This is a genomic window from Brachymonas moutaii (nom. illeg.) (assembly GCF_049977365.1).
GTDB lineage: Bacteria > Pseudomonadota > Gammaproteobacteria > Burkholderiales > Burkholderiaceae_C > Brachymonas.
Genome location: NZ_JBNGEN010000006.1, coordinates 154471 through 168455, shown reverse-complemented (window position 1 = coordinate 168455; position 13985 = coordinate 154471). Strand labels below are relative to the sequence as shown.

Annotated in this window: 16 protein-coding genes and 1 tRNA gene; 7 read left to right on the top strand and 10 right to left on the bottom strand. The window is 64.1% G+C overall.

Features of this window, described 5'->3' with window-relative positions:
• Positions 1 to 15: 15 nt before the first annotated feature.
• The gene (locus tag ACP2WS_RS08595; protein ID WP_426460401.1) at positions 16 to 1362 is read right to left on the bottom strand and encodes an MdtA/MuxA family multidrug efflux RND transporter periplasmic adaptor subunit; all 1347 of its coding nucleotides are present in this window, start codon (positions 1360 to 1362) and stop codon (positions 16 to 18) included.
• A 339-nt stretch (positions 1363 to 1701) separates the two neighbouring features.
• Here ACP2WS_RS08595 and ACP2WS_RS08590 point away from each other — a divergent pair, with 339 nt between their 5' ends.
• From ACP2WS_RS08590 to ACP2WS_RS08575, 4 genes are all read left to right on the top strand, one after another.
• Complete coding sequence (locus ACP2WS_RS08590) at positions 1702 to 2409, top strand: dienelactone hydrolase family protein (protein WP_374493979.1); 708 nt, start codon at positions 1702 to 1704, stop codon at positions 2407 to 2409.
• A 244-nt stretch (positions 2410 to 2653) separates the two neighbouring features.
• Positions 2654 to 3439: a type IV pili methyl-accepting chemotaxis transducer N-terminal domain-containing protein gene (locus tag ACP2WS_RS08585; protein WP_426460398.1), complete on the top strand. Its 786-nt coding sequence runs from the start codon at positions 2654 to 2656 to the stop codon at positions 3437 to 3439.
• Between the two features lie 115 nt (positions 3440 to 3554).
• Positions 3555 to 4457: an NAD(P)-dependent oxidoreductase gene (locus ACP2WS_RS08580; protein WP_426460397.1), complete on the top strand. Its 903-nt coding sequence runs from the start codon at positions 3555 to 3557 to the stop codon at positions 4455 to 4457.
• Between the two features lie 95 nt (positions 4458 to 4552).
• Complete coding sequence (locus ACP2WS_RS08575) at positions 4553 to 5863, top strand: tryptophan--tRNA ligase (RefSeq protein ID WP_426460396.1); 1311 nt, start codon at positions 4553 to 4555, stop codon at positions 5861 to 5863.
• 147 nt (positions 5864 to 6010) lie between these two features.
• On the opposite strand, the gene purB is transcribed toward ACP2WS_RS08575, so the two are convergent.
• Entirely contained in the window at positions 6011 to 7405 is a 1395-nt protein-coding gene (purB, locus tag ACP2WS_RS08570) for an adenylosuccinate lyase (RefSeq protein WP_374493970.1), read from the bottom strand.
• A gap of 290 nt (positions 7406 to 7695) precedes the next feature.
• Here purB and ACP2WS_RS08565 point away from each other — a divergent pair, with 290 nt between their 5' ends.
• The 3 genes from ACP2WS_RS08565 to ACP2WS_RS08555 all read left to right on the top strand — a co-directional run bounded on the left by ACP2WS_RS08565 (position 7696) and on the right by ACP2WS_RS08555 (position 9675).
• Positions 7696 to 8313 (top strand): glutathione S-transferase family protein, encoded by a 618-nt coding sequence (locus ACP2WS_RS08565; RefSeq protein ID WP_426460395.1) that lies wholly within the window; start codon positions 7696 to 7698, stop codon positions 8311 to 8313.
• 111 nt (positions 8314 to 8424) lie between these two features.
• The gene (locus ACP2WS_RS08560) at positions 8425 to 9129 is read left to right on the top strand and encodes a cytochrome b/b6 domain-containing protein (RefSeq protein WP_374493967.1); all 705 of its coding nucleotides are present in this window, start codon (positions 8425 to 8427) and stop codon (positions 9127 to 9129) included.
• 33 nt (positions 9130 to 9162) lie between these two features.
• Positions 9163 to 9675, top strand: a complete 513-nt coding sequence (locus ACP2WS_RS08555) for a GNAT family N-acetyltransferase (protein WP_426460394.1) — start codon at positions 9163 to 9165, stop codon at positions 9673 to 9675.
• 681 nt (positions 9676 to 10356) lie between these two features.
• Here ACP2WS_RS08555 and ACP2WS_RS08550 read toward each other — a convergent pair.
• From ACP2WS_RS08550 to infA, 8 genes are all read right to left on the bottom strand, one after another.
• Positions 10357 to 10433: transfer RNA gene (locus ACP2WS_RS08550), tRNA-Met, on the bottom strand.
• A gap of 24 nt (positions 10434 to 10457) precedes the next feature.
• Positions 10458 to 10859 carry a 50S ribosomal protein L17 gene (gene rplQ / locus ACP2WS_RS08545; RefSeq protein ID WP_374493964.1) on the bottom strand — a complete coding sequence of 134 codons (402 nt, stop codon included), beginning with the start codon at positions 10857 to 10859 and terminating at the stop codon, positions 10458 to 10460.
• An 89-nt stretch (positions 10860 to 10948) separates the two neighbouring features.
• A complete protein-coding gene (locus tag ACP2WS_RS08540; RefSeq protein WP_374493962.1) occupies positions 10949 to 11938 on the bottom strand; it encodes a DNA-directed RNA polymerase subunit alpha in 990 nt (329 codons plus the stop codon).
• Between the two features lie 164 nt (positions 11939 to 12102).
• Entirely contained in the window at positions 12103 to 12726 is a 624-nt protein-coding gene (gene rpsD / locus ACP2WS_RS08535; RefSeq protein ID WP_374493960.1) for a 30S ribosomal protein S4, read from the bottom strand.
• Positions 12727 to 12818: 92 nt separating this feature from the next.
• Entirely contained in the window at positions 12819 to 13220 is a 402-nt protein-coding gene (gene rpsK, locus ACP2WS_RS08530) for a 30S ribosomal protein S11 (RefSeq protein WP_374493958.1), read from the bottom strand.
• 22 nt (positions 13221 to 13242) lie between these two features.
• Positions 13243 to 13608 (bottom strand): 30S ribosomal protein S13, encoded by a 366-nt coding sequence (rpsM, locus tag ACP2WS_RS08525; protein WP_374493956.1) that lies wholly within the window; start codon positions 13606 to 13608, stop codon positions 13243 to 13245.
• Between the two features lie 21 nt (positions 13609 to 13629).
• Complete coding sequence (rpmJ, locus tag ACP2WS_RS08520; protein ID WP_012348927.1) at positions 13630 to 13743, bottom strand: 50S ribosomal protein L36; 114 nt, start codon at positions 13741 to 13743, stop codon at positions 13630 to 13632.
• A 22-nt stretch (positions 13744 to 13765) separates the two neighbouring features.
• A complete protein-coding gene (infA, locus tag ACP2WS_RS08515) occupies positions 13766 to 13984 on the bottom strand; it encodes a translation initiation factor IF-1 (protein ID WP_374493952.1) in 219 nt (72 codons plus the stop codon).
• Between the last annotated feature and the right edge of the window lies 1 nt (position 13985).

Here is a 13985-nt window from a genome sequence, read left to right as displayed (position 1 = left end):
CCGGCACGGCCCCGGTCAGTGGCTCGCAGCCCGGCGGGCAGCCGAGGCCCCCGGCGCGGTTCCGGCAGCCGCCGCCCCTGAAGCCGAGGCTCCGCCCCCCGGCGCCGAAGCTGCGCTCCCGCGATGGCCGCCGCCATGCCCGGCACGTCCAGCCCCCGAGAACGCCGCCGCCCGCTGCGCCGAACGGTCCACCCGCTGAATGCGGGCCCCATCTCGCAGCTTGTCATGCCCATCGACCACCACCAGCTGTCCCGGCTGCAGCCCCTGGGCGATCACGGTATTCGTGCCCGATACCGGCCCGGTCGTCACTGCCTGGACACTCACCGTGCCATCGGCATTGACCCGGTACACATAGCTCCCCACCTTGCCCATCTGGATCGCCGCCGTCGGCACCATCACCGCCTGTGGAATCGCGCCCAGATCGAGCCGCACATTGACGAACTGGTTGGGAAACAGCTGGTTGCCCGCGTTGTCGAACCGCGCCTTGAGACTCAGCGTCCCCGTGCTGGTGTTGATCTGGTTGTCCACCGCCAGCAGCGTGCCCTCGGCCAGCCGCTGGGTGTTGTCGCGGCTCCATGCCTCCGCCCGGAGCCCCGGATGGGCCCCCCGCGCCTGCTGCAGCCGCTCCACGTCCGCCTCCGGCAGGGCAAACAGCACATGAATGGGCTGCGTCTGCGTGAGCGTCACCAGCCCGTTCGTGTCCGACGGCGTCACCATGTTGCCCGGATCCACCTGCCGCAGCCCGGCCCGACCGGTCGCCGGTGCCACCACGCGCGTGTACGACAGGTTCACGCGCGCCGTCGCCACCGCTCCCTGATCGAGTCGCACCGTGCCCTCGTACTGCCGCACCAGCGACGCCTGCGTATCCACCTGCTGCGTGGCAATCGCATTGAGCGCCTGCAGCTCGCGGTAGCGCCGCAGATCATTGCGCGCATTGGCCAGCAGGGCCTGGTCGCGCTGCAGCTGCCCCTCGGCCTGCATGAGCGCAGCCTGCTGCGGCCTCGGATCGATCACCGCCAGCACCTGCCCCTTGCGCACCCAGTCCCCCTCGTGGAACAGCACCTGCTGCAGCGGCCCCGTGATCTGCGCACGCACCACCGCACTGTTGCTGGCCGTCACCGTGCCCAGCGCCGAGAGCTGCTGGGGCGCATCGCCACGCACCACGGGCGCCACGCCCACCGCCACGGCCCCACTGCGGCCGCCCCCCTTGCCCCCGGACGCGGCCGACGCCGCTCCTTCGGCTCCCGAGGCAGCAGCCCGGTGCATCCACCACCAGCCCCCGCCGGCGGCCAGGGACAGCGCTGCCACCACGGCAGCCATCGAGAAGCGGGAAAAACGCCTTGCGGCGACAGTCTCGGCCATGAAACGCTTTCTGAAAAATCGCAGCTCGCGCCCCTTCCGCACGAAGTGCGGCCCCGGAGCGCCATCCGGGCATCCATCGACACCCGCCACGCGCGGGGTTGGAATCCGCCGCCATCATAAAGTTCCCCACCCCTGCGCGCACCGTGCCGGTCATGCGCTGTCATCATTTTCTGCCAGCCCCATCGCTGCCGCCGTCTGCGCTGGCTCAAGGTTCTGCCCGCTTCAGGCAGCCAACATTTGCGTATGGCCGTCAAAACTCTCTATAGTGTCCTGAGTTGACCCGCCGGCGCCCTCTCCGCCCGCCGCGCCCTCTGCACTTCCCTTTTCCAGGAGCCTTTCATGACACGCATCATCGACATCCAGTCCCCCGATGGCACCGGCACCTTTCATGGCTACCTCGCCACCCCGCCCAGCGGACGGGGTCCCGCCGTGGTCCTCTGCCAGGAAATCTTCGGCGTGAACGCCGCCATGCGCGCACTGGCTGACCAGTTCGCGCGCGACGGATACGTGGCCGTGGTACCCGACCTCTTCTGGCGCCTCGAACCAGATGTCGAGCTCGGCTACACCCCCGAGGACTGGGAACGCGCCATGGCCTTCATGCAGAACTTCGACCAGGACGTCGGGGCCCAGGACATCGCCGCCACCCTGCAGCAGGTTCGCGCCCTGCCGGAATGCGCCGGCCACCCGCAGGTCGGCGTGGTGGGCTACTGCCTCGGCGGCAAGATGGCCTATCTCGCTGCCTGCCGCACCGATGCCGCCGTCTCCGTCGGGTACTACGGCGTCGGCATCTCCAGCGCGCTCGACGAGCTGCCGCAGATGCACGGCCGCCTCGTGCTGCATCTGGCCGCACAGGACGAATTCAGCACCCCTGCCGAACAGCAGACCCTGCACGCCGCCACCGCAGGCAATCCCCAGGTCACCCTCTACGACTATCCCGGCATGCACCACGCCTTCGCCCGCCCGCGCGGCGACCACTACGATGCCGCAGCCGCCACCCTGGCCCACCAGCGCACGCTGGAGGCGCTCCGGCAGGCACTCGGGGCCTGAGCACATTCTCTGTGCACAGCCCCGGCATCCCTGATGCCCATATCGCACGATATGAATACACGGACATGCAGATTTAATAAATAAATTTTCAACAAGTCTGGAGTCGCCTTCCTTCGAAGATTATTAATTAAACATTAATTAATAATCTTCGAAGGGCCATATATTCCCTTTCTGCTTTTTTCGCCGGCATAATCAATCCGCTATTGGATGAGTCAATATCCGACGACAGGGAGCGAGAATATCCATGACTTTTCAACGACGCACATTCACCTTGGGCCTTGCGCTGACTGCCTTCAGCGTACCCGGCTGGTCCACCGCCAGCGCCCTCAGTGACGCCATCAACAAATCCGGCCGCCAGCGGATGCTGTCGCAGCGCTGTGCCAAGGCCTATCTGGCCCTGGCGCTGGGCGTGCCCGCCGCCAAACCCCGTGCGGTCCTGACACAGTCGGTGCAGCTGTTCGACCAGAGTCTGGCCGAGCTGCGCACCACGGCCGCCACCCCGGCCTTTGCCCAGGCCGTGCAGCAGATGGCTGCGGCATGGGTTCCCTACCGGGCTGCACTCACCAGCGCAGCGCCTTCCATCAATGGAGGCGCCAAGGTCGTCTCCCTGTCGGCTCCCGTCCTGGCTGCCGCCCAGCGCGCCACCCAGCTGCTCGAAGGCACGTCCACCTCGCCCATCGGCCGCCTGGTGAACATCTCCGGCCGCGAGCGGATGCTGTCCCAGCGCATGGCCATGCTGTATTACGCCTCCATGGCCAAGATCGGTGCCGCCCAGGCCCAGAACGAGATCAGCCTGGCCCGCAACGAGTACCTCAAGGCCTTTGACACCCTGCGCAACGCCCCGCAGGCCACCCCGCGCATCAAGCGCGAGCTGCAGATGGCCGCCACGCAGTGGCTGTTCTTCAACGCTGCCATCGACAGCATGAAGGACGGCCCCAACCCCCGCCACTACCAGGAAGTGTTCAGCACGAGCGAAAACATCCTCACCGTGCTCAACAACGCCACGGCCATGTACGCAGCCCTCGGCTGACCCGCCCTTCGGCACATCCCCTCGCTCACCCCGGCCATGGCCGGGGTTTTTCGTTACCATGGCTGCAGCCACTCCCCTTTTCTGCAGTCTTTTCCCTGTCCGAGGTTCCGCCATCATGTCCCGCATTGCCGCCCGCGACTACATTCCCATCCCTCCCACCGACGTTGCCTTCATCGGGCTGGGCGTCATGGGCTACCCCATGGCGGGCCACCTTGCCCGCGCCGGTCACCGCGTCACGGTCTACAACCGCACCGCAGCCAAGGCCCAGGCATGGAGCGCGGAATTCGGCGGCCGGCACGCCCCCACCCCGCGCGAGGCGGCCAGCGGCGCCCGCATCGTCTGCTGCTGTGTGGGCAACGACGACGACCTGCGCAGCGTGGTGCTCGGCCCTGACGGCGCCTTTGCCGGCATGGACGCCGGCGCCGTGTTCGTCGACCACACCACCGCCTCGGCCCGCGTCGCCCGCGAGCTCGACGCGGCTGCACGCGAAGAGCGGCTCCACTTCATGGATGCCCCCGTCTCCGGGGGACAGGCCGGAGCCGAAAACGGCCAGCTCACCGTGCTGTGCGGCGCGGAGCAGGCCACCTTCGATCAGGTCGTGCCCGTGCTCGGCGCCTATGCCAGGGCCTGCACCCTCATGGGCGGCACCGGCACCGGCCAGCTCGCCAAGATGGTCAACCAGATCTGCATCGCCGGACTGGTGCAGGGCCTGGCCGAGGCCATCGCCTTCGGCCAGAAGGCCGGCCTCGACATGGCCCTCGTGCTCTCGGCCATCGGACAGGGAGCCGCCCAGAGCTGGCAGCTCGACAACCGTGGCCAGACCATGGTCGAGGGCCGCTTCGACTTCGGCTTTGCCGTGGACTGGATGCGCAAGGACCTCGGCCTCGTGCTCGACGAGGCACGCCACAATGCCGCCCGCCTGCCCGTCACCGCCCTGGTCGACCAGTTCTATGCCGACGTACAGGCCGCCGGCGGAAACCGCTGGGACACATCCAGCCTCATCACGCGGCTCAAGTAGGCCCCTCACCCGCAGGCCTGCGCAAGCGGAGCGGGCGGGAGATAATCGGGGCTTGTCGACCCTGTCGACCCCACCTTCCGTATCTCCCGCACTCCATGATCCGCTATCTCACCGGCATCAACACCACCGGCACCCCCCACCTGGGCAACTACGTCGGTGCCATCCGCCCAGCCGTGCAGGCCAGCCTGCGCTCCGATGTGCGCAGCTACTATTTCCTGGCCGACTACCACGCCCTCATCAAGTGCAGCGACCCGGTGCGCGTGCAACGCTCCACCCTCGAAATCGCTGCCACCTGGCTCGCCTCGGGCCTGGATCCCGAACGCGTCACCTTCTACCGCCAGAGCGACATCCACGAAATCCCCGAGCTCAACTGGCTGCTCACCTGCGTCACCGGCAAGGGTCTGCTCAACCGCGCCCACGCCTACAAGGCCGCCGTCGACCGCAACACCGAAGCCGGTCAGGATGCCGATGACGGCGTCACCGCCGGCCTGTTCATGTACCCCGTGCTCATGGCCGCCGACATCCTCATGTTCAAGGCCCAGAAGGTCCCGGTCGGCCGCGACCAGATCCAGCATCTCGAAATGGCGCGCGACATCGCAGCCAGCTTCAACCACCTCTACGGCAAGGACCTTCTCGTTCTGCCCGAGGCCCAGGTCGACGAACAGGTCTCCGTGCTCCCCGGCCTCGATGGCCGCAAGATGAGCAAGAGCTACGACAACACCATCCCGCTGTTCGTGCCCCAGGAAGAGCTGCGCCGACGCATCCTCTCCATCGTGACCGACTCGCGTGCTCCGGGTGAACCCAAGGACACCGAGGACTCAGCCCTGTTCCAGATCTACCGCGCCTTTGCCACCCCCGAAGAAACCGCCGCCTTCGCCGACGCCTATGCCCAGGGCATCGCCTGGGGCGAGGCCAAGCACGCCCTCTTCGAGCGCATCGACCGCGAAATCGCCCCCATGCGCGCACGCTACGCCGACCTGCTGGCCCATCCGGCCCAGGTCGAGGACATCCTGCAGGCCGGCGCCACCCGCGCCCGCGAGGAATCGGCTCCCTATCTGCGCGAGCTGCGCGCCGCAGCCGGCCTGCGCAGCCTCTCCGCACTGCACCAGTCCGCCCCGGTCCCGGTGGCCGATCCGTCTGCTGCCCCCGAGGCCCCCCCGGTCTTCAAGCAGTACCGCGAAAAGGACGGCCTCTTCTACTTCAAGATGACCAACGCCCGCGGAGACGTCCTGCTGCAGAGCAAGGGCTACGCCAACCCGCGCGATGCCGCTGCCGCCATCGCCCACCTCAAGTCCCACGGAGCCGCCGCCGTCGACACCCTGGCCGAACAGATCGAGCCCCCCCAGGACGGCATGCTCCACGCCGTGCGCCGCGCCCTCGACGTGCTCCTCACCCTGCAGGAATAAGCAGGAGGCAGGAGAGACTCCTGCCATACGGAGCACGCCGTCACCGTCACCGGCGCGTTCCGCACCGCATGCAGAGACGCCCACCAGCAGAAAACCCCGGCCACCTCACGGTGCCGGGGTTTTCTGCAGGGTCCGTCGCCCGGTCGATCAGGCGCGACGTGCCAGTTCTGCCGCCTTGCCGACATAGGTGGCCGGCGTCATCTCCAGCAGGCGCTCCTTCTCGGACTCGGGAATCTCCAGCCCACGGATCAGGGCATGCAGATCCTCAGGGTGCACCGTCTTGCCGCGCGTCACGGCCTTGAGCTTTTCGTAGGCCCCCTGCACACCGTAGCGGCGCATCACGGTCTGGATTGGCTCGGCCAGCACTTCCCAGGCGTGGTCAAGATCTTCGGCAATGCGCTCTTCGTTGATCTGCAGCTTGCCCATGCCCGTCAGCAGCGACTGCTGGCCCAGAATCGCATAGCCCAGTGCCACGCCCATGTTGCGCAGCACGGTCGAATCCGTCAGGTCACGCTGCCAGCGGCTCACGGGCAGCTTTTCGCTCAAGTGCCGCAGCAGGGCATTGGCCAGACCGAAGTTCCCCTCGGCATTCTCGAAATCGATGGGGTTGACCTTGTGCGGCATGGTCGAGGAGCCGATTTCCCCTTCCTTGAGCCGCTGCTTGAAATACCCCAGGCTGATGTAGCCCCACACATCGCGTGAGAAGTCGACCAGGATCGTATTGGCCCGCGCCACGGCATCGAACAGCTCGGCCATGTAGTCGTGCGGCTCGATCTGGATGCTGTAGGGCTGGAATGTGAGCCCCAGACCCAGCGGCTCGGCGGTTTCCACCACTGCCTTGCTGAAGGATTCCCAGTCGATCTCGGGCGCAGCGCTCAGGTGGGCGTTGTAGTTGCCCACGGCACCGTTCATCTTGCCCAGCAGGGCCACGCCTGCAATGCGGGCACGCGCCTTCTCCAGCCGCACCAGCACGTTCGCCAGTTCCTTGCCCACCGTGGTCGGGCTGGCCGTCTGGCCATGCGTGCGGCTCAGCATGGACACGGCCGCAAACTGCTGGGCCATGCCGCGCAGGGTCGTGCAGATCGCATCGATGCCGGGCAAGAGCACCTGCTCGCGGCACATCTTGAGCTGCAGGGCGTGGCTGGTGTTGTTGATGTCCTCGCTCGTGCAGGCAAAGTGGACAAACTCGGAGGCGTTCTGCAGCTCGGAACGGCCGTCGAACTTGCTCTTGATCCAGTACTCGACCGCCTTCACGTCATGGTTGGTGGTCTTCTCGATGTCCTTGATGGCCTTGGCATCCTCCAGGGAGAAATTCTTGACCAGCTCCAGCAGATACTTGCGTGCCCCGGGCGTCAGGGGCTTGAACTGCTCCATGCCCGCATCGCTGAGGGCCATGAACCAGGCCACTTCGACCTGCACGCGGCAGCGCATGTAGCCGTATTCGCTCATGCTGGCGCGCAGAGGGCGCAACTTGGCCGCATACCGCCCATCCAGCGGAGAAATGGCGGTGAGTGGGGTAAGTTCGAGAGGTGTAGAAGTCATTCGCTGATTGTAATTTGTTGCATTCGCTCACGCTTTGTTTTGTCTTTGTTTTGTGCCACATGTCCTGTCGGCCTCCCCCGAATGGCCGAACCTTACCGTTGCATGCACGCCGCATCGCGCCCGGCCTCCTTCGCAGACAGGCAGCGCATCCCCCGGCAACTCCCGATTCCGCCCCGGCAGGCTGCATTCCTGCGTGCCTTCCCGGCATTTACACTTCTTCCTGCCCCCTTTCAGCCGACCCCGATACAATCGTTTACTCCTCATCAGGCAGCTCTCCGGTTCGTTTTCGCATGAAGCTCTACGGTTCCACCACCAGTCCCTATGTCCGCAAGGTACGCGCCGTCCTGGCCGAAAAGAAGCTGGAATACCAGTTCGTACCCGAAAACGTCTGGGCGGCGAATACCCAGATCACCTCGCTCAATCCGCTGGGCAAGATCCCCGTGCTCGAACTCAAGGCCGGTGACATGGTCTACGACTCGCGCGTCATCGTCGAATACCTCGACACCCTGAGCCCTGTAGGCAAGCTCATCCCGTCCGTGGCGCGCGACCGGCTCGAGGTCAAGGTCTGGGAAGCCCTGGCCGATGGCGTCCTGGATGCGGCCGTCGCCGCCCGTCTCGAAGCCACATGGGAAGGCCGCAGCACCCTGCAGCGCTGTCAGCCCTGGATCGAGCGCCAGATGCACAAGGTGGATGCCGGTCTGGCCGAAATGGCCCGTCTCCTCGCCGACAAGCCCTACTGCATCGGCGGCGTGCACCCCACCCTGGCCGACATCGCCGTCGGCTGTGCACTGGGCTGGCTGAGTTTCCGCTTCCCCGATCTGGACTGGCGCAGCCGGCATCCCACCCTGACCCAGCTGCTGACCAAGCTCGAACAGCGCCCGAGCTTCGTCGACACCATGCCCGGCTGAGCGGTCGACCCCTCCCGCCAGCTTCCGTTCCGCCTGGGGCGCCCTCCGGCCTTGTCAGGAGACAAGTGGGTACACTAGGGACACTTTTCGTGTTCCGCTGCTGGTGTTGCCATGGCCTCCCCCTCTCCCACGTCGATCCGCATCTGGGATCTTCCCACCCGCCTGTTCCACTGGACGCTCGCCGCTGTGGTGTGCGCCCTGCTGGTCACGGGCATGACCGCAGGAGACTGGATGGAATGGCATATGCGCCTGGGAGAAGCCGCCTTGGCCCTGCTGCTGTTCCGGCTCTGCTGGGGACTGGTGGGCGGGCGGTGGTCGCGCTTTTCCAGCTTCCTCTACAGCCCCGCCCATCTGCTGCGCTATCTGCGAGGCCACAAGACTCCGCTCGATGAAGTCGGCCACAGCCCTGCAGGCGCCCTCTCGACCTTTGCCCTGCTGCTGGCCCTGCTGGCTCAGGGCATTCTGGGTCTGTTCTCCAACGATGACATCGCATTTGCCGGCCCCCTGTCGCACCTGCTCTCCGATGGCCTCGTCGATCGCCTCACCGGCTGGCACAAGCTGGGCAAATATGTCATTCTTGCGCTGATCCTGCTGCATCTTGCCGCCATCGTCTGGTATAGCCTCGTGCGACATCGCCCCCTGGTCTCCGCCATGCTGACCGGAAACAAGTCCCTCCCGCCCTCCACTCCGGCGAGCCAGGATGGCCCGGCACGCTGGCTGCTGGCCCTGGTGATCGCTGCAGCCTGCGCAGGACTCCTGTGGTGGATCCACGGGCTCGGCGCCCCCATTCCTCCCGCAGGCGGCAACGGATTCTGATCCGCACTTCTCCGTTCTCTGCTTTCCTCTGCCATGCCGGATTCTGCCCCGCCCTCTCCCCAGGTGCACATTCTCCGCGCCGACACGCCCACCCTGCTCACCGAGGCACGGCAGCTGTTCGTCGAGTACGCCGCCAGCCTGCCCATCGACCTGGAGTTCCAGCAATTCAAGCAGGAGCTCGCTTCCCTCCCGGGCGACTATGCCGACCCCGTCCGGGGGGCCCTGCTTCTGGCCACCATCGATGACGCCATAGCTGGCTGCTGCGCTCTGCGCGCCCTGCCCGACACCGACTACGACGATGCCGCCGAAATGAAGCGGCTCTACGTGCGCCCCCAGTTCCGCCGCTTTGGCCTGGGCAGAGCCCTCACGGAAGCCACGCTCGATGCCGCCCGCCTGCTGGGTTACCAGCATGTGCTGCTCGACACGCTCGACGACATGGAAGCCGCCCGCACCCTGTACGACGAACTGGGGTTTGTCGCAATCCCCCCGTATTACTACAACCCTCATGCCGGAGCCCACTACCTCATGGCATCGCTGCGGCACTGAATGAAGGCTGCAGCCAGCCACAGGCCCCTCTTTCCCGCTGCTCGCCTTGACGTCAGCTGCCTGGAGCAGGCTCAGCCCCTGCGCCGGATTCCTCGCAGACGGTGACGCAGCCATGCATCCAGCCATCGCCCGCTCCGTGGCGTTTGTTGCGTCTCCAAGGTACGCCGTCCAGCCCTGCACACAGAGGCATGGTTTCTGCACCACTGCGCTCGTGGCACGCCACCCGGGCGGCACGTGAGTTACCGGATTCGGACCTTGAACATGGGATTTCTTTGCCCTGGGCCATCCACAGCACGCAGCCCAGAGACTGGCTCCTGAAGGCACTGGTCGGCCACTGCACTCTTGACCGCATCGAGCACCTCTCTCTGCCGAGGCGAAACCCGTCAGAGCGCACACCGTCATCGCACCTGCTGCCGCATCCATGCCGCCTCGTCTTGGTCACAGGCGCTTCGTGGTTTCATGCCCACTTACCCTGCTCAGGCAGCGCTTTCTCTGCGGCTCCTGTTCATCGGCCCACGATTTACGCGCCCCGATTCCTTTCCGCACTCGGTCGCTCTCATGCAGTTGCGTTTCACTTTGCGCACTGTGACCAGCTCGCAGCGGGACTTGCACCCGCAGGCATACGCCCATGCTGGGCGCACCATAAAAAAAACCCACCTGAAAAATCAGGTGGGTTTGAATTGGTTGCGCGAGAAGGATTTGAACCTCCGACCTTTGGGTTATGAGCCCAACGAGCTACCAGACTGCTCCATCGCGCGTCAGAAATGAAATTATAGCACCGTTTACTCGGCCTTGTCAGCAGCTTCTTCAGCTTTTTCTTCGACTTCGGCACGATCCACCAGCTCGATGTAGGCCATCGGGGCATTGTCGCCCACGCGGAAGCCCATCTTCAGGATGCGGGTGTAGCCGCCCGGACGGGTGGCAAAGCGGGGGCCGAGCTCGCCGAAGAGCTTGACCACGCTGTCGCGGTCGCGCAGGCGATCGAAGGCCAGGCGCTTGTTGGCCACGGTGTTGGTCTTGGCAAGGGTGATCATGGGCTCGATCACCTTGCGCAGTTCCTTGGCCTTGGGCAGCGTCGTCTTGATGGCTTCGTGCGCGATGAGGGAATTCATCATGTTGCGCAGCATCGCCTGACGGTGGCTGGAGGTACGGTTGAGTTTGCGGAGCTTGAGTCCGTGACGCATGGTGCTGTTCCTTTCTTTATCAAAAACCGGCAGCCGTATCAGGTACTGCCGGGAGCACACTATGGGCCATAGGCCCGGTTAAAAAACGATCAGCGCTTCTCAAGGCCGGCAGGAGGCCAGTTCTCGAGCTTCATGCCCAGCGTGAGACCACGCGAGGCCAGCACTTCCTTGATCTCGTTGAGCGACTTGCGGCCGAGATTCGGCGTCTTGAGCAGTTCGTTCTCGGTACGCTGGATGAGATCGCCGATATAGTAGATGTTTTCGGCCTTGAGGCAGTTGGCAGAACGCACCGTGAGTTCGAGTTCGTCGACAGGGCGCAACAGAACCGGATCGAACTGTGCCGCACTGCGGGAGGCGGGCTGGTCGAATGCATCGAGTGCACCGCCTTCGAGCTGCGCAAACACGGCGAGCTGTTCCACCAGGATCTTGGCGGAAGAACGCACGGCATCCTCGGCCGAGATGGCGCCGTTGGTCTCGATGTCGATGACCAGCTTGTCCAGATCGGTACGCTGCTCGACACGGGCGCTCTCGACGGCATAGCTCACACGACGCACGGGCGAGAAAGAAGCATCGAGCACAATACGGCCGATGAACTTGAACGCCTCGTCGCCATAGCGGCGCATGTTGCCGGGCACATAGCCACGACCCTTCTCGATCTTGAGCTGCATGTCGATCTTGCCGCCCTGCGACAGGGTGCAGATGACATGCTCGGGATTGATGATCTCGACATCGTGCGGAATCTGGATGTCCGCAGCAGTCACGACACCCTCGGTATCCTTGCGCAGGCTCAGAGTCACCTCATCGCGGTTGTGCAGCTTGAACACGACGCCCTTGAGGTTGAGCAGGATGTTGACCACATCTTCCTGCACGCCGTCAATGGAGGCATACTCGTGCAGAACTCCGGCGATGGTCACCTCGGTGACGGCATAGCCGATCATGGAAGACAGCAACACGCGACGTAGGGCATTGCCCAGCGTATGGCCATAGCCACGCTCGAAAGGCTCCAGCGTCACCTTGGCGCGATTGCCGCCCAGCTGCTCCACATGGATGTTCTTGGGTTTCAACAGATTGGTTTGCATTCCGACTTCCTCTCAATACCCCCGGCTCGTTACACCGGTAAGGCTGGTGAAGCCCCTGACGCATGCAAATGGCGTCAGGAACCGAAACAATATGATGCGTCTGCCAGCTCTGGGAGCGCCGAAGCCCAAACGCGGAAATACGGCTGACGCCGTATTTCCTGGAATTAACGAGAATACAATTCGACGATCAGCGATTCGTTCACATCTGCTGCGAACTCGTCACGATCCGGCGTCTTCTTGAACACGCCTTCTGCCTTCTCGGCATTCACTTCCACCCAGCCCGGGAAACCGACTTGACCGGCCAGCTGCAGGGCCTCGACCACGCGGTTTTGCTTGGCGGACTTCTCGCGCACGGCGATCACGTCACCAGGCTTGACCTGGTAGGAAGGGATGTTGACCTGCTGACCGTTGACCAGGATGGCCTTGTGGGAAACCAGCTGGCGCGCTTCGGCACGGGTGGAACCGAAACCCATGCGGAAGACCACGTTGTCCAGACGCGATTCGAGCAGGAACAGCAGGTTGGCACCGGTGTTGCCACGGCGACGCTCGGCCTCGGCAAAATAGCGGCGGAACTGACGCTCCAGAACGCCGTACATGCGCTTGACCTTCTGCTTCTCGCGCAGCTGCAGACCGAAGTCGGACGTACGCTGGCCGGAGATGCGGCCATGCTGACCGGGTTTGACTTCAAATTTGCTCTTGTCGCTGATGGAGCGGCGTGCGCTCTTCAGGAACAGGTCGGTGCCTTCACGGCGTGCGAGTTTTGCCTTGGGGCCAAGATAACGTGCCACGGTGTTTTTCCTTGTGAATGACTGCTGCTTTCAGAAAAAGCAGGAGCCGCCAACCCTGAATAGCGTTGGCGGCAGTGGGCTTGGTAAAAAAATCAGATGCGACGGCGCTTTTGCGGGCGACAGCCGTTGTGCGGCACGGGCGTCACGTCGGAAATGGACGTGATTTTAATGCCAAGTGCAGCCAGTGCGCGCACCGAGGATTCGCGGCCGGGGCCGGGACCCTTGATCTCGACTTCGAGGTTCTTGATGCCCTGCTCGACGGCAGCGCGGCCAGCCACTTCGGAAGCCACCTGAGCAGCAAACGGAGTGGACTTGCGGGAACCCTTGAAGCCTTGACCACCGGAAGAAGCCCAGGACAGTGCGTTGCCCTGACGGTCGGTGATGGTGATGATGGTGTTGTTGAACGACGCATGCACGTGGGCAATGCCGTCGGCAATGTTCTTGCGGACTTTCTTGCGGACGCGGGATGCTGCGTTGTTGGACGGTTTAGCCATGATGATTCTTCAGCCTTCTCGATTATTTCTTCAGGGACTGGGCAGCCTTGCGCGGACCCTTGCGCGTACGCGCATTGGTGCGGGTGCGCTGACCGCGCACCGGCAGGCCACGGCGATGACGGAAGCCGCGGTAGCAGCCAATGTCCATCAGGCGCTTGATGTTCATCGTGGTCTCGCGACGCAGGTCACCTTCGAGGGTGTAGTGCGCGAGAGCGTCGCGAATCTTTTCGAGATCGCCGTCGGTCAGGTCCTTGACCTTCTTGGAATAGGCGATGCCACAGGCGTCGCAGATGTCGCGGGCGCGGGTACGACCGATGCCATAAATGGCGGTCAGGCCGATCTCAGCGTGCTGTTGCGGCGGAATGTTGATACCAGCAATACGTGCCATGGGATTCCTCTGTTACTGTGATCAGCCTTGACGCTGTTTGTGACGCGGGTCGGTGCAGATGACGCGCACCACGCCCTTGCGGCGAATGATCTTGCAGTTGCGGCAAATTTTCTTTACCGAAGCCGAGACTTTCATGTTTCTCTCCTCAAACTCTTGCTTACTTGGCGCGGAACACAATGCGCGCTTTGGATAAATCGTAGGGCGTCAGCTCCACGGTGACCTTGTCGCCAGGCAGGATGCGGATGTAGTGCATACGCATCTTCCCGGAGATGTGACCGAGCACCATGTGCCCGTTTTCAAGCTTGACGCGGAAGGTGGCATTCGGGAGATTCTCTGCGACCTCTCCCTGCATCTGAATGACATCGTCCTTTGCCATT